This window comes from Paenibacillus sp. FSL F4-0097 (assembly GCF_038593125.1).
GTDB classification, from domain to species: domain Bacteria; phylum Bacillota; class Bacilli; order Paenibacillales; family Paenibacillaceae; genus Paenibacillus_AQ; species Paenibacillus_AQ odorifer.
The window spans coordinates 3,120,149-3,135,015 of the sequence record NZ_CP151965.1; the positions used below are offsets into that span (position 1 = coordinate 3,120,149).

14 protein-coding genes and 1 CRISPR repeat array are annotated in these 14,867 nt (G+C 42.8%); of the genes, 13 read left to right on the forward strand and 1 reads right to left on the reverse strand.

The window, feature by feature from the left end; genetic code table 11:
• Positions 1-131: 131 nt before the first annotated feature.
• Positions 132-515: a CRISPR direct-repeat array (repeat unit 27 nt; unit sequence GCAAATCAACGGTATAAATCCCGTAGA).
• Between the two features lie 116 nt (positions 516-631).
• The 6 genes from MHH86_RS14065 to MHH86_RS14090 all read left to right on the forward strand — a co-directional run bounded on the left by MHH86_RS14065 (position 632) and on the right by MHH86_RS14090 (position 6,656).
• Positions 632-964 (forward strand): PadR family transcriptional regulator, encoded by a 333-nt coding sequence (locus MHH86_RS14065; protein ID WP_036678319.1) that lies wholly within the window; start codon positions 632-634, stop codon positions 962-964.
• Positions 961-2,286, forward strand: coding sequence for an FtsW/RodA/SpoVE family cell cycle protein (locus MHH86_RS14070; RefSeq protein WP_036678316.1), 1,326 nt, complete (start codon positions 961-963; stop codon positions 2,284-2,286). Before MHH86_RS14065 ends, MHH86_RS14070 begins: the two co-directional genes overlap by 4 nt.
• 59 nt (positions 2,287-2,345) lie before the next feature.
• Complete coding sequence (locus MHH86_RS14075; RefSeq protein ID WP_051491012.1) at positions 2,346-3,257, forward strand: hypothetical protein; 912 nt, start codon at positions 2,346-2,348, stop codon at positions 3,255-3,257.
• A 14-nt stretch (positions 3,258-3,271) separates the two neighbouring features.
• Complete coding sequence (locus tag MHH86_RS14080; RefSeq protein ID WP_200870206.1) at positions 3,272-4,036, forward strand: M15 family metallopeptidase; 765 nt, start codon at positions 3,272-3,274, stop codon at positions 4,034-4,036.
• Between the two features lie 132 nt (positions 4,037-4,168).
• The gene (locus MHH86_RS14085) at positions 4,169-4,909 is read left to right on the forward strand and encodes a copper amine oxidase N-terminal domain-containing protein (protein WP_036678314.1); all 741 of its coding nucleotides are present in this window, start codon (positions 4,169-4,171) and stop codon (positions 4,907-4,909) included.
• Between the two features lie 268 nt (positions 4,910-5,177).
• Positions 5,178-6,656 (forward strand): MDR family MFS transporter, encoded by a 1,479-nt coding sequence (locus tag MHH86_RS14090; protein WP_143766090.1) that lies wholly within the window; start codon positions 5,178-5,180, stop codon positions 6,654-6,656.
• A 62-nt stretch (positions 6,657-6,718) separates the two neighbouring features.
• On the opposite strand, the gene MHH86_RS14095 is transcribed toward MHH86_RS14090, so the two are convergent.
• The gene (locus MHH86_RS14095; RefSeq protein WP_076141704.1) at positions 6,719-7,612 is read right to left on the reverse strand and encodes a DMT family transporter; all 894 of its coding nucleotides are present in this window, start codon (positions 7,610-7,612) and stop codon (positions 6,719-6,721) included.
• A gap of 128 nt (positions 7,613-7,740) precedes the next feature.
• On the opposite strand from MHH86_RS14095, the gene MHH86_RS14100 reads away from it, so the two are divergent.
• The 7 genes from MHH86_RS14100 to MHH86_RS14130 all read left to right on the forward strand — a co-directional run bounded on the left by MHH86_RS14100 (position 7,741) and on the right by MHH86_RS14130 (position 14,864).
• The gene (locus tag MHH86_RS14100) at positions 7,741-8,616 is read left to right on the forward strand and encodes a LysR substrate-binding domain-containing protein (protein ID WP_038570683.1); all 876 of its coding nucleotides are present in this window, start codon (positions 7,741-7,743) and stop codon (positions 8,614-8,616) included.
• 326 nt (positions 8,617-8,942) lie between these two features.
• The gene (locus MHH86_RS14105) at positions 8,943-9,719 is read left to right on the forward strand and encodes a sulfite exporter TauE/SafE family protein (RefSeq protein ID WP_076222659.1); all 777 of its coding nucleotides are present in this window, start codon (positions 8,943-8,945) and stop codon (positions 9,717-9,719) included.
• Positions 9,720-9,907: 188 nt separating this feature from the next.
• Positions 9,908-10,951, forward strand: coding sequence for a LacI family DNA-binding transcriptional regulator (locus MHH86_RS14110; RefSeq protein WP_036678305.1), 1,044 nt, complete (start codon positions 9,908-9,910; stop codon positions 10,949-10,951).
• Between the two features lie 10 nt (positions 10,952-10,961).
• Complete coding sequence (locus tag MHH86_RS14115) at positions 10,962-12,122, forward strand: Gfo/Idh/MocA family oxidoreductase (protein ID WP_036678303.1); 1,161 nt, start codon at positions 10,962-10,964, stop codon at positions 12,120-12,122.
• 25 nt (positions 12,123-12,147) lie between these two features.
• Entirely contained in the window at positions 12,148-12,870 is a 723-nt protein-coding gene (locus tag MHH86_RS14120) for a ThuA domain-containing protein (protein WP_036678300.1), read from the forward strand.
• 20 nt (positions 12,871-12,890) lie between these two features.
• Positions 12,891-13,994: a Gfo/Idh/MocA family oxidoreductase gene (locus MHH86_RS14125; protein ID WP_076222657.1), complete on the forward strand. Its 1,104-nt coding sequence runs from the start codon at positions 12,891-12,893 to the stop codon at positions 13,992-13,994.
• 75 nt (positions 13,995-14,069) lie between these two features.
• Positions 14,070-14,864: a hypothetical protein gene (locus MHH86_RS14130; protein WP_076222654.1), complete on the forward strand. Its 795-nt coding sequence runs from the start codon at positions 14,070-14,072 to the stop codon at positions 14,862-14,864.
• Positions 14,865-14,867: the final 3 nt, after the last annotated feature.

Consider the following 14,867-nt stretch of genomic DNA (forward strand, 5'->3'; position numbering starts at 1 on the left):
GGAATAGGGATGGAATAAGGGGGGGGGAATAAGAGGAACTTTACATACATAGATTTACGATGTATAGTTGTCCTAGGTATAAAAGGATAAATAATATTCATGTATACAGATATTAGTCATTGGACGAAGAAGCAAATCAACGGTATAAATCCCGTAGAATGAGCCGAATCCGGACGGAGGAAGCAAATCAACGGTATAAATCCCGTAGAATGAGCCGAATCCGGACCGAGGAAGCAAATCAACGGTATAAATCCCGTAGATTAAGTCCACGCCGGCCCGGGGGTGCAAATCAACGGTATAAATCCCGTAGATTAAGCCCACGCCGGCCCAGGGGTGCAAATCAACGGTATAAATCCCGTAGATTAAGCCCACGCCGGCCCAGGGGTGCAAATCAACGGTATAAATCCCGTAGAATGAGCCGAATTCGGACCGAGGAAGCAAATCAACGGTATAAATCCCGTAGATTAAGCCCACGCCGGCCCGGGGGTGCAAATCAACGGTATAAATCCCGTAGAATGAGCCGAATCCGGTCCAAGGATGAAGATCAACTACTATGATGAGTGAAATTTGTTTAGTGGATCAGATACATCCACGCCAATTGTAAAGTTTAGAATTTAGGAGGTGTTAGCCGTTGAAAGTAAGTAAAGAGATGCTGAAGGGCAGTACGGGTACTTTGATTCTGACTCTTTTACTGGAGAAGCCATTATATGGTTATGAGTTAATCAAAGAGCTGGAGCTGAGATCTCAGGGTGTTTTTTCATTAAAAGAAGGAACCTTGTATCCGATTCTGCATGCGATGGAAAGTGAGCGCTGGGTGGAGGCTTACTGGATGGAGGTAGAAGGAAGGAAGCGTAAGTACTATAGAATCCTGGATGAAGGTAAAGAGAAACTCAAGGAGAAAAAAGCAGAATGGGTTATGTTCAAAGGTGCAGTTGACTCCGTTCTGGGAGAGGGTGGTGTATGATGAAAGAGAGGCAGCAGCAATTTTTGGATGTAGTGTGTGCAGAGATTAAAGCGAAAAAAACTCATCCAGAGATACGTCAAGAATTAGCTAGTCATCTAGAAGATTTAATTTGTGAAAAAGAAGCCGACGGTGTATCACGGGAAGAAGCCATAGCTTGGGCGATCGAACAAATGGGGAGCCCGCAAACGTTAGGGAAGGAACTTCATCTAATACATAAACCACATGTACCTTGGGGATTGTTTGGAGTTGTAGCTTTGTTATCCGCGATCAGTCTGATCGGAATGAGTTCTGTGGATGTAGGCTACAGTGATATCGTTAAGGGTTCTTTTTTGGATAATGCGTTTAGACGCCAAGCGATAAATATACTCATTGGAATTGTATTGATGTTTGGATTGTATTTTATCGATTTCAGAAAGCTGAAAAGTTTCTCGTGGGTATTATACGGAACATCAATAGCCGGAATTCTGTCGAGTATATTCTGGGGGATAACAATAAATGGAGTGAATTATGGTCCTAGGATTTTTTTGATCTTACCTGATATGACATCCTATCGTCCTTATGTATTGATAGTCGCGTTAGCAGGGATTTTAGTGAATCGTAAGGAATCGGCTAAAAAGAAAACTTGGCGGAGTGGTTTGTTCAACATAAGCATTCTCTTAGCACCTGCCTTGCTTCTTATCTCTTTAAACTCTCTTCCAGAGCTTGTGGTGTATCTAATTTCTTCATTAGTATTATATGTATGGATTACTCGCGATTGGATAAAGAGTGTAGTATTATTAGGGTTCTTTGTAATAGTTGGACTAATGTTCATCTTCAATAGCGACTACCTGATGGTCAGAATCATTAGTGCTATAAATCCCTCTTTAGATCCAGACGGTTATGGCTATATATACCAAGTAATGCGTGAAGTTATTAGTTCAGCGGGTTGGTGGGGGCACGGATTCGGAGCAGTAGAACAAAAGCTGCCGTATGTCTACTCAGATATGTTGCCTGTCTATCTTATTCATTGTTTTGGTTGGGCGGGGGCACTGCTTTTGCTGGCAGTTATCTCCTGGTTCTTCATCAAGCTTCTATCTACGATACGAGCGATTCGTGAGCCCTATGGACAAGCTCTAGTGTTGGGTTTGGCATTTTTGCTAGCGATAAGACTAACCTATGGTCTTGCTATTTTGAGCGGTGGAATGATGCTGACTTCTATCCCGTTCCCTTTCCTGAGCTATGGGAGTCATGTGTGGTTTGAATATGCGGCTATTGGACTTCTGATGGGTATTTATCGTAGGAAGGACATTGGAGGCGTCCAGAATAATACCGTACTAAGTTAGATTCAGGATCCTCTCGTATGTCTAATTATTAAGTATGAATACTTAAGGGAGGTCTTTTAATGGGATGGAAAAAAACAGGCTTGTTAAGTGTTGCCTTTGCCCTAGGCTCTATGGGAGGGTTTGGGAGTATACATACAACAGATACTGTAGCTGCCGCAACTGTGAAAGAATCTGCAAAAGTCTATAATCAATTCCAGCAATATGTACAGAAGCCGGCATCTCTGGCTAACGCCCGGAATTATTTGATTAACCATATCAAAGAAGTGGATACCTGGACAGCAACTCAGATGACACTCCAGCTCGAAAATGCACAGAAGGCATATTTACCTGTGTACTCTGAGAAGGTTTTTCCGGAGAATGTTCAGAAAGAGATAAATAATGCTTTTTCCAAAAGCAAAAATCTAACCTACAGCACACTCCTTAATGCGATCAAAGATGCTAATGTGCGCAATATGTTAATTGAAGGACGGGATAAGGGATATAAGCTGGAGACTAGTGAGGGCATGTACTATCCAGTGATGCATTATGAGGGCTTCAAAAGCTTTAAGCCGTATGTCACGAAGGACATCGCAGCTTACATTGACATCATGGCCACTGAATCGAATCAACCAAGTGTATTTGATGCAGCTATTGTGATTAGTTGGACAGAGTTAACGAACAGGGCGCTAGCACTGGAGGATTTTGTGACGAAATATCCAGCTTCCAATCGGTCAACCGTTCTTCAAAAAGAGCTGCTTAATGCAACTTCACGCTTATTATATGGGTCAAGCAACACACCAGCTTATGACTATGATGAGCAAATAATCAAACCTGAAGTGAAAAAGGCGTATGAGAATGCATTAAAAGGAAACAAAGGCGACACCAGAATCCTAATGATTTTAGAAAAATTACTGCAGTTACTTGATTCCACGAATAATAAACTCACACCTGAAGTGGAAAAATTTCTGAATCAAACGGTTAATTCGAAATGAAGAGGCGGGATCTATTGAGAACCGGATTTAGAGGAACAAAAATCATAGTTTTCGCATTTGTGCTGTTGTTATGGACAAACACTATTGTTATGGGCAGCGCAGATGCAGCTTACGTTGGATCATCTACAGACAATGTACTGCAGCAAATGCAGCTGGAGAAGAAACACCGTCTGCCGCAAGGATTTGTCTATTTGGATGAAGTGATTCCTACTGCCCATTTTGAAATTCGTTATTACGGAGACAATAATTTTGTAGGGGAGCGGATTGATGGATATAAAGCGCCTTTAGCGATCTTTTCAAGGACTGCGGCTACAGCCTTGAAGGCAGTAAGTGAGGATTTAGCCAAAAAAGGATATATCCTAAAAATCTATGATGCTTATCGTCCGCAGACCGCGGTGAATCATTTTGTAAGATGGTCACAGAATTCCGCGGATACTAAGATGAAGCAGCAATATTACCCGCTACTGGATAAACGTAATTTATTCAAACTCGGATTTATAGCGAAAAAATCAGGACATTCCCGTGGCAGTACCATCGATTTAACGATCGTCAATAAAGAGACCGGTGTAGATGTAGATATGGGCAGCCCGTTTGATTTTTTCGGAGATATCTCTTTTTATGATACATCGTTAATCACCAAGACTCAGAAAGCAAATCGCGCAATTCTCAAAGAGGTTATGGTGAAGCAAGGCTTTAAACCTTATAGTAAGGAATGGTGGCATTTTACGCTGATAAAAGAACCTTTTCCTAAGCAGTATTTTGACTTCAAAGTGGAATAGTTATTTAAAAGAAGCGGCCCAACATAATGTTGAACGGCTTCTTTTTTTTGCTTGTCTTGATTATCATTAGGATTAGCACATGCTGGAAACGCACATAATACTTGTAATAACTAAAAGGGAGGTTTCGAACGGATGATCAAAATGGCAGCGGTTGTTGTGTTAGGTGTTCTATTTTTAACTAATGGATTTGGTGGATTTGCCGCTCCAACAGTATGGGCAGACTCCGGCCAGGTTAGCGTAATTTTGAATGGGAAAGTACTGGATACTGATCCCCATTCAGCCTTCAACAAGGGTTCCACAGTCATGATTCCGCTCAGAGAGGCTTCTAATGCATTGAAATATAAAACAACATATCAAAAAAGTTCGGAAACTATAACACTAACAAGGATAAATGAAATAATTAAATGGAAGCTTAACGAACATTTGGTTAGCATCAATGATGCACAAGAGTTGTTTTTTAAAGATGATATCGAATTCAGAGAGGATCATATCTACGTTCCAATCTCTTTTTTTAAGACTATTGGTTTAGTAACCATATATGATGGTGATTCCAATCAAGTTGAAGTGTATACCCCTGAAGTGACAGCGAGCGTTATAGCGGGGTTACTGGTCGGCGGTAAATATAATGAATTATCGGAGCGATATCATTATGATGTGGTCGTAAATAAGCCGAGCTCAAATGGATTACTGGAAGACTGGAAGCAAATTACGGTAAAAGCCGGGAATTATCATGGGATTAAATCTACAAAAAGTAGCTATAACGAGGATCAATTTTCTATTCGCTGTGTATTGGATTTTGCAGAGATAGAGATTCCACTTGAAATTATATTGAACACATCGGGCAAAATTATAGAATTAAGAGAAACGCTCTAATCGGAAAATGATTCCATGATGACTATGCACATTTCCCAAGCGAGAAGATTTAAGGGGATTATGCATAGTCTTTTTGCTGTTCTAATATACATTTCAAGATAATTTCTGAAGGGTATCGTAAACTCGATGTGTTTTTAATGGAAAAAATGGTTTTATTTGTTGACTTCCAGATTCATCGAATGTAAATTAAAATTTGAAATAATCAATAAAGCATTTAATTAAATTAGAGAAATGAGTGGAGTACTGGATGACAAAAACTATGACTGGAATGAGTACTGCAGAAGATCAACCCTTTTCGTTAAAAGCAATCATCCCCCCGCTTCTTGCTATTATTGTCGGTATGATTATGGTTATTCTGGATGGTACTGTTGTGAATGTGGCCGTTCCCAAGCTGGTTAATTATTTTGCTTCCGATCTCAAAACGATTCAGTGGGCGATTACGGGTTATACTTTAGCTTTAGCGGCTGTAATCCCACTCGCGGGCTGGATGACCGATCGTTTTGGATCGAAACAAGTTTTTCTGACAACTCTTACGATGTTTATTCTTGGCTCTATGTTATGTTCGGTTGCACAAAGCTCATCTCAGCTCATTATTTTTCGAGTCATTCAAGGTCTTGGCGGGGGGATGGTTGCTCCCATTGGGATGGCGATGGTTTTTAAATTAGCTCCAGTAGAACGTCGAGGTTCTATTATGGGGATGCTTGGTATTCCAATGCTCTTAGCTCCGGCACTCGGTCCAGTCTTATCCGGTTGGCTGGTGGAGTACGTAAGCTGGCACTGGATCTTTCTGATTAATGTCCCTATTGGAATCGTTGGCATTATTCTTGGTGTTAAATATTTGCCGAAGTCTGAAAAAAAGAGCAAAGGTAGACTCGATATCCTAGGCATTATCCTTGCCCCAATTGCCTTCTCTATGTTGGCTTATGGGGTGAATGAAGGCGGTGGAACAAGCTGGTCGTCTACTCCCGCTATTGTTGGCTTATCTGTTGGAGGGGTTGCATTGATCCTTCTTGTCATTGTGGAGCTGCTTCACAAAAATCCGCTTTTACAACTGCGAGTTTTCCGTTCGTCGGATTTCACTCGGGGTATTATTTTAACTTGGGTTATGCAAGCCGCTTTGTTTGGGTCCATGTTATTTGTGCCCCTTTATCTGCAGCAGATTAGAAGCTATACCCCGCTGGAGACCGGCCTGATTCTACTTCCGCAGGCTTTAGCTTCAGCAATCGGAATGCCGATTGGCGGCAGGTTGTTTGATAAGATCGGGGCTCGTCCGCTGGCGTTTGTTGGACTTAGTATCATTACGGTCACCTTGTTCCTGTTATCCGGAATTAGTGTTACAACAAATTTATCGTTAATTATGACATACCTGGGTTTCTTAGGTTTTGGTATGGGTCTAACGATGATGCCTTTGAATACTCATGTCTTGAATGCTGCTCCACGTGAATGGGTGGGAAGTGTAACTTCACTTACTGCTGCTGCTCAACAAGTCGTTGTTTCATTTGCTATAGCTGGAATGACAGGTTACCTGACTAGTCAGATCGCTGTTCATATGGGAGCACTGAAAGCGGGAAGTAATCCTTTGACAGCCGCAGTTAGTGGTTTTGATGATGTGTTCTTCCTGTCTGGCTGCATAGGTGTGGTAGGTATATTAATGAGTATTATTTTGCGCAAGCCTAAGCTTTCCGCTGGCGATCCTTCCTCTGGAGAGGGACAGAAGGCAGATGCGGCGATGATGATGGGGCATTAATTGAACCAATAAACATAGAAAAGGCGTCGTTCAGCTTGTATAGTTGAACGACGCCTTTATTGTTATAAATGCTCTGGTTTCTTCTGAGCCCACGATGCGGGGAGTGTTGCTTTACCAAGCAATTCAGAAGCCACGATTCCGAGCAGAACAAGCGCTGCGCCAGCATAACCCTGCATCGATAACTTCTCAGCAGCGAACCAATAACCAAACATCGCAGCGAAGACCGGCTCAAGGGAGAAGATTAGTCCGGTGCGGGTCGGTGATGTATATTTTTGAGCAATAGGTTGCAGGATGAAGCCACAGGCACTGCATAAGATACCAAGCGCAAGAATTGCAGTCCAACCTGGCAAAGTAGACGGTAGCGCAGGTGTCTCGAAGAGTGCGGACAACACTAAGGCCAACCCTCCGGCAAATCCTAACTGCAAGATTCCGATATTCAGGGAATCACATTCTTTTACCGCCTTGCCTGTAAATAAGATCTGTACCGCGTAGAACACTGCCGAAAGGATACACAGGAAATCACCCGGCTGAATAGTTAAGGTTGCATTTAAGGTAAGGAGTCCAATCCCGGCTATGGCGAGGATGGAGCCGAACACTTGTGGAGGTGCAACTCTTTTTTTGAAAATAACTCGATCCAAGATCGGTACAAAAATAACCGTCAACGCAACTAGGAATCCTGCGTTTGAGGTGGTGGTTGTTTGAAGTCCGAAGGTTATACATGTGAATACGCCGAGCAGGAGGAATCCGAGTAGGGCGCCATATTTTAATGTTTTGATGTCTACTCGTCTTAATCGTTTGTGGAATATCATAACGGCTAATATAAAAGCAAGTCCGAAGCGCAGTGCAATCAGATTGAATTCGCCTAACGTACCTAACCCCATTTTCATAAATATGTAGGAGGAGCCCCAAAATAATGTTACAACTAACAGCAGCAGCTCAGCTTTGAGCGGTTTCATCTCTTCATCCATCCTTCTTCAATTTCAACTCAATATAGTATAATACGGCTCTATACATAAGGTAACTGAATGTTTATCATAGAATACATGAGTAAAACTTATGCAATTTATAAGGGTGGGAACAGAGGTTGAGCATTAATAAATATGAGATTTTTCTGAAAGTTGTGGAGCTAGGCAGCTTAACAAAAGCAGCAGATGTACTGGGTTTTACGCAATCCGGAATTAGTCACACCATTAGCAGCTTGGAGATGGAGTTTGGGTTCGCGTTATTAATTAGAAATAGATCCGGTGTGAAATTGACGGTAAACGGAGAACAAGTTCTGCAGCCTATCCGTGAAATCTTGAAGTGGAACGAGAAATTGAAGCAGGAGGTAGCGGACATCCACGGGCTAGAGATTGGCACGATTACCATCGGTACGTTCACCAGTGTGTCTGTGCATTGGCTGCCAGGGATGATTAAGCAATTTCGCAGTGAATACCCTTATATAGAAATCAAGCTGATGGAAGGCGGTTATTTGGAGGTTGAGCAATGGATAGAGGCTGGAGTCGTAGACTGCGGTTTTATTTCACTGCCTACACGTGAGAAGTTTGACGTAATTCCTTTAAAAAAAGACCGGATGTTAGGGATTGTATCTAAAGAGAATCCGCTAAGCACGGAGCCCTTTCTTTCCTTATCGCAAATTGCTAAAGAGGATTTCATTATCCCGAAAGCAGGTTCGGATTATGATGTTAGACGTGTGCTGGATAAGGCGGGTATTAAACCTAATGTTAAATTCTCAGCAGGTGATGACTATGCCATTATGTCTATGGTGGAGAAGGGGCTTGGGATTAGTATTTTGCCAGAGCTTGTCTTAACCCGGCAAAATTATAATGTAGCCATGTTAGAATTAGAGGAACGAAGTTTCAGATCGTTAGGAATTGCTGTCCACTCTATGAAATACGCTTCTCCCGTCACCAAAAAATTTCTAAAGCATGTGCAAGTGTGGCTGAAAGATAACGCCTAAATAAATACGTCAAAAAATAAGAAACTGATACCTCATCAACGTTAGGGGAATCAGTTTTTTTTTAGATACTTAGTTGTTTTTTAGAAAAAGGGAAATACACACTGGCCTCTGTAATCGATTTTAAAGGTTTTTCATTAAATATATGTATATATCCATTATTGTGTAGTTATAACGGCAATGTGATGGATTCTATGGATGTTAAAATGCGCGTTTGTTCTCTAACGATATCTGTTTTTTAGCGAATGATATGTTATAATTAGAAGAGTGGGAAAAAGAAATGTATTCCAGATGATCTGTCTATGTGATGATTTTATACACAATTACGGATGGATGAGATTAGGAGGGGGATAAACGATTGCGTTACAATTATTACACTAGTCGTATTAGCAGTATTTATAGGTGCCTTGATGAGAACCATGTTTGGTTTTGGTGAAGCGATTGTGAGCATGCCACTGCTTGCACTGCTCCCGATTCCTATACATACCTCAGTTTCTTTGATTGGATTGGCAGGCCTCACGGTTGCCTCACTTACAGTTGTGAGTGGGTGGCGGCATATAGAACGACCTATTCTGATTCGATTAGCACTCTCAACAGTGATAGGAATTCCTGTAGGACTAGTCATGCTTTATTTAGCACCTGCAAGTGTAATGATGACTGGACTTGGTATATTTTTGATTGTTTATGGAGTTTATTCAGTGATTAAGAAGAGAATAGTTAAGACGATCGATCATCCCTTGCTTAAGGCAAAAGGCTGGGTGTATCCCTTCGGATTCGCTTCGGGTGTACTTGGCGGTGCTTATAACTTTAATGGTGTCCCGGTCGTGATCTATGGTACTTTACGACAGTGGAATCCTGATCGCTTTCGGGGTACGTTGCAAGCTCATTTTCTTATTTCTGGTGTACTTGTTGTAACTGGTCATGCTATCGGGGGATTGTGGACTGCGGATGCTCTTGTTCTTTATGGATATTCTATTCCAGCAATTATCTTAGCTACAGTGCTTGGTGTATATGTGAATAAACGTATTCCTGCTAAGAAATTTGAGAGTTACTTATTTCTGATTATCATTTTACTTGGTGTCCTATTGCTAGTACCTCGCGGATAGTTGAAAAGAAATAGAAAGACGTTCTTCTTCTTAGTGTATATGAACGTCTTTTGAATTTATCCAATCTTAGGGTTGACGAAGAGCCTTGTTCATGAGAAAATGTACGCGCGTACATTAAATGAATGCGTTTTCGAATAGTATATTGAACGAGGCTAAATGTCACTGTTCATAACCTATGAGAAGGAGGAATTTATATCGCCAGCCGTAAAGAGGTTGCCGAGCTTGCAGGTGTCTCAGAAGCCACAGTATCTCGCGTGTTAAATAACGTTGGTCCGATTAAGGAAGAAACGAAGGAACGTGTGTTGGCAGCTGCACTGAAGCTAGGCTATACCCCTAGTTCACTCGCACAGAGCTTTGCACGTAGACGGAGCGGGAACTTGGGTGTAGTGATGCCTTATTTGCCTAAAGCCCGCTTGTTCTCCACTTATTATTTTTCAGAAATATTAAGTGGAATAGGGAGCAAGGCGCGAGAAGAGGGTTATGATCTGTTAATGCTGTTTCGAAATGCCGAAGAGCCAATGGATTATAGCGGGTTGTTTAAGATGCGGAAGATCGATGCTTGCATTGTGCTTGGCGCTAAAGAAGAGCCAGGTGAGCTAGCCTCACTCCGCCGTTTGAAGGAAGAAAACCATCCTTTTTGTCTGATTAATCAGCATTTTGCAGGGGAAGCTTTTCACGAGGTGGATGCCGATCATGTCGAAGGAAGCTGGCAAGCGGCTAAACACTTACTGGAACAAGGTTTTACGAGGATTGCTTTTCTAAATGGGCCTGAATCTTATTCCAACAGCCGAGATCGTCTAACGGGGTATGCCCGCGCTTTGGCAGAGGTGAATCTTTCTGTAGATTCTTCACTTTTGTTCGAAGGTAACTTCAGCCGGAAAAGCGGGATTATAGCTGCCAAAGAAATGTTGCCTCTGCTGGATGAGATTGATGCGATTATGGTCGCCAATGATCGGATGGCCATTGGTTTGCAGCAAGGGCTGCAGGAGCTAGGAATACCAAGGGATCGCCTGCCAGCTATTGTGGGTTATGATGATTCGGAAGCTGCGGAGCTTACCACACCTGCATTAAGCAGTGTGCGGGTTCCCTTTTACGAACTAGGTGAACTTGCCGCAGCCCAAATCATTGAATTGCTGGGAAACAATCTGGCAGATATACCCGCACCAGCCGTACAGATCAAATTACCGACAGAACTAGTTATACGAGCTTCATCTAAATCTATCAACACTTAGGAGGAATAAGATGAAACAGCTTCGCATTGGAATGATCGGTTATAAATTTATGGGTAAAGCCCACAGTAATGCTTATCGCAGTTTGCCTATGTTTTTCCCGAAGGCGCTTAAACCGGAAATGTCTGTAATCTGTGGACGTAATAGTGAAGCGCTTGAAGAAGCTGCATCGCAGTTAGGCTGGGCGGATTGTGTTACGGATTGGAAGGATCTGATCGCTCGAGAGGATATTGATCTTATAGATATTAATGCTCCCAGCAACGCGCACAAGGAGATAGCTTTGGCAGCAGCCAAAGCAGGTAAACATATTTTTTGTGAAAAACCACTTGCGCTGACCTTGGCAGATTCCCGTGAAATGCTGCAAGCTGCTGAAGACGCGGGAGTTACACATATGGTTGGTTTTAATTATCGCTTTTCTCCGGCAGTTCGACTGGCTAAGAAGCTCATAGAGAGTGGGCGTCTGGGAAAGATTTATCATTTTCGGGCTTGGTTTCTACAAGATTGGATAATAGATCCGGATTTCCCTTTAGTATGGAGACTGCAGAAGGATATCGCCGGTTCAGGTTCGCATGGAGATTTGGGGGCGCATCTTATAGATTTGGCTCATTTCTTAGTAGGCGATATGAAGGAAGTAATCGGCATGAGCGAGACCTTCATAAAAGAGCGTCCGCTTGCCGCTGAAATGACTGGTTTAAGCGCTAAAGGAGATAAAGATGCACCCAAGGGTAAGGTTACCGTTGACGATGCCACCTTGTTTTTAGCCCGTTTTGATAATGGTGCTCTGGGCAACTTTGAAGCTACAAGATTCGCAGCGGGTCATCGCTCTACCAATTCTTTTGAGATCAATGGGAGTCTTGGTAGTGTGAAATTCGACTTCGAACGTATGAATGAATTAGAAGTTTATTTGACCTCGGATGCCGAGGATGTACAAGGTTTTCGTCGTGTGTTGGCGACCGATCCTGCTCATGAGTATGCAGAGGCTTGGTGGCCGCCTGGTCATACGATTGGTTTTGAACATACGTTTATTCACGAAATGCTGGAGCTTTCTAACGCAATTGAAGAAGGTCGTCAGCCAGAACCAAATTTCAATGATGGAGTGAAATGCCAAGCGGTGTTAGAGGCTGTAGAACGTTCTATTGATGAACGCCGTTGGGTCGATTTATCCGAAATGTAATCTAACCTTAGAAGGAGTGCTGAAAATGAGAAAAGCATTGATTGTTTGGGGCGGTTGGGATGGTCATGAGCCTGAGCAGGTAGCTGATATAATCGCTAAAATGTTGCAAGAGGAACAGTTTGAAGTTGAAGTATCAAATACTCTGGAGGCTTTTGCTGATGCAGATAAGCTTCTTGGACTAGATTTGATCGTGCCGGTATGGACAATGGGCACAATCGAGCAGGAACTTGTGAATAATGTCTCAGCAGCTGTACAGCATGGAACAGGTCTTGCCGGTTGCCATGGCGGGATGTGTGATTCTTTTCGTAATAATGTAGATTGGCAGTTTATGACGGGTGGACAATGGGTAGCTCATCCTGGTAATGACGGCGTTAACTATACCGTAGAGATTTGTCAAAGCTCAACTCCTCTGGTAGAAGGATTAGAAGATTTCAGCGTTTGCTCAGAGCAATATTATCTGCATGTAGATCCAGCTGTTGAAGTTCTTGCTACGACTCGTTTTCCAGTAGTTGAAGGGCCTCATTCGTATAATAAGGCTGTTGATATGCCAGTAGCTTGGACAAAACGTTGGGGCTTGGGCAGAGTTTATTATAATTCACTGGGGCATCATGCGGACATTGTAGATCAGCCGCAAGTGCGTGAAATGATGCGCAGAGGATTAATATGGGCAGCTGAAGGTAAAGCGCAAGCATTATCCAATGTTTCGGGGGTTAGGAATAGCTATAGTGGAATGGCAGACAGTCAATAAATTCTGGGAGCGATCAGCGAATGGATAAAGTTAAAGTTGGTATTATCGGATGCGGTAAAATCAGTAGTATCTATATGGAGAACTGTAAAAAGTTCGAGATCCTTGATCTAGTTGCATGTGCGGATTTGGATTTGGTGAGAGCACAAGAACAAGCGGATAAATACAATATTCCAAACGTCTATACCACAGAACAATTACTGAACGATCCAGAGATAGAAATCGTAATCAACTTAACGATACCAGCTGTTCATGCGGAAGTATGCCTGAAAGCTATTGAAGCGGGTAAACATGTATACGTTGAGAAACCTCTAGCTGTGACGAGAGAAGAAGGACGCAAAGTTCTGACTGCGGCGCGGGAAAAGGGAGTACTTGTGGGCAGTGCACCGGAGACGTTCTTCGGAGCGGGAATTCAAACGGTATTGAAGCTGATAGATGAAGGAGTAATTGGCGCACCCGTTGCAGCTACTTCGTTTATGATGGGCCGTGGACATGAGCATTGGCATCCAGATCCGGAATTTTATTATGCCGCTGGTGGAGGTCCAATGTTCGATATGGGTCCTTACTATTTGACGGCTTTGGTGCAGCTGCTGGGTCCTATTCATACGGTTAGTGGAATGACTGGGAAAGCGCTGGAAGAACGTACGATTACAAGTGAGAAGAAATTTGGGAATATAATTCCTGTCCAAATTCCAACTCACGTAGCCGGAACCTTACGATTTGAAAATGGTGCCATTGCAACGTTGATTACAAGCTTTGATATCTTTGGCGGGAGCAACCTGCCGCATATAGAAATCTACGGAACGCTAGGAACGATTCAAGTTCCAGACCCGAATAACTTTGGGGGTCCCGTGAAACTCCGGCTTATGGGTGAGAATGAGTGGACGGAACAGCCGTTGTTGTCAGGGTATGATCAGAATACCCGCGGGATTGGACCAGCAGATATGGCTTACGCCATTCGGACGGGTAGAGGGCATCGTGCCAGTGGAGAACTGGCTTATCACGTATTAGAAGCAATGTGGGCTTTCCATGATTCTTCTGATGCTCATTCATTCTACGAAATGGAAAGCACCTGCACTCGTCCTGCGGCACTTCCAATCGGTCTTGCTCCTTACACTTTGGATTAGAGAATTCTTCCTGAATCTGCAACCTATCACTTCCGGTCTTCGTTTGAGAAGATGAAGAGTGGAGGTGTTAATAGGATGCGTAAGATAATTATTGGTTGGATATGGATTCCCGTTGTTATTTTGTTAATCAGTGGCTGTTCAGAGGCTCAACAAGCGAATAAGGAGCCGGTTCCAACTCCTGTGATTAGTTCAGAACCACAAATTTTAGCTTCTACGAACCCCGCAATGGATGATCCAGGCGCGGTTAAGACTTTCTTATCAGCTCAGAAGATTCCTAACGGAGATATTTATCTGCAAGATAACAAGGTTCATATTAATATTGTAGGTTTGAACTCGGAGATTGAGCAAAGCCTTGCTCAGACTTTCACTGCTGGTACTTATGAGCTTCATGATGTGAAATATACGATGCAAGAGTTATTAGCTGCTCAAGAATTGTTGCATGAACAAGAACTATACCAGAAACTGAATCTCTACGGCTCTGGTGTAGATACGATTGGTAATAAAGTAACTATTACCATTCCGTCTGATGATGCGGAAGCAGCTAAGCTTGAAATTGAGAAGTGGATCGATCCAAAGATGTTGACCTATGATATTTCAGAAATTGGTGATCCGCATGTAGTAGGTACAATCGTTGATATCGACACTAAACAGGCGAAGCGGATTCTAATCCTTGAACCTGGTAACGAAGATCCATCTTACTGGTTCACTTTCAATGCGAAATCTGAAATGTTTAATGAAGCTGGAGAGACCATCAGCTTTAAGGATTTGCAGGTTGGACAGCTGGTTAAGTTATGGAATACAGGGATGGTGCTGGAATCTTTTCCCGCGCTTGCGAGTGTGCGGAGAATGGAGCTAGCAGTTACTGAATAATCT

What these genes read in the sequence shown, in the direction of transcription:
- MHH86_RS14125 (WP_076222657.1), top strand. Translation starts at nt 12,891, where the DNA reads ATGGATAAAGTTAAAGTTGGTATTATCGGATGCGGTAAAATCAGTAGT.
- MHH86_RS14090 (WP_143766090.1), top strand. Translation starts at nt 5,178, where the DNA reads ATGAGTACTGCAGAAGATCAACCCTTTTCGTTAAAAGCAATCATCCCC.
- MHH86_RS14070 (WP_036678316.1), top strand. Translation starts at nt 961, where the DNA reads ATGATGAAAGAGAGGCAGCAGCAATTTTTGGATGTAGTGTGTGCAGAG.
- MHH86_RS14095 (WP_076141704.1), bottom strand. Translation starts at nt 7,612, where the DNA reads ATGAAACCGCTCAAAGCTGAGCTGCTGCTGTTAGTTGTAACATTATTT.
- MHH86_RS14115 (WP_036678303.1), top strand. Translation starts at nt 10,962, where the DNA reads ATGAAACAGCTTCGCATTGGAATGATCGGTTATAAATTTATGGGTAAA.
- MHH86_RS14075 (WP_051491012.1), top strand. Translation starts at nt 2,346, where the DNA reads ATGGGATGGAAAAAAACAGGCTTGTTAAGTGTTGCCTTTGCCCTAGGC.
- MHH86_RS14130 (WP_076222654.1), top strand. Translation starts at nt 14,070, where the DNA reads ATGCGTAAGATAATTATTGGTTGGATATGGATTCCCGTTGTTATTTTG.
- MHH86_RS14120 (WP_036678300.1), top strand. Translation starts at nt 12,148, where the DNA reads ATGAGAAAAGCATTGATTGTTTGGGGCGGTTGGGATGGTCATGAGCCT.
- MHH86_RS14085 (WP_036678314.1), top strand. Translation starts at nt 4,169, where the DNA reads ATGATCAAAATGGCAGCGGTTGTTGTGTTAGGTGTTCTATTTTTAACT.
- MHH86_RS14105 (WP_076222659.1), top strand. Translation starts at nt 8,943, where the DNA reads ATGGATGAGATTAGGAGGGGGATAAACGATTGCGTTACAATTATTACA.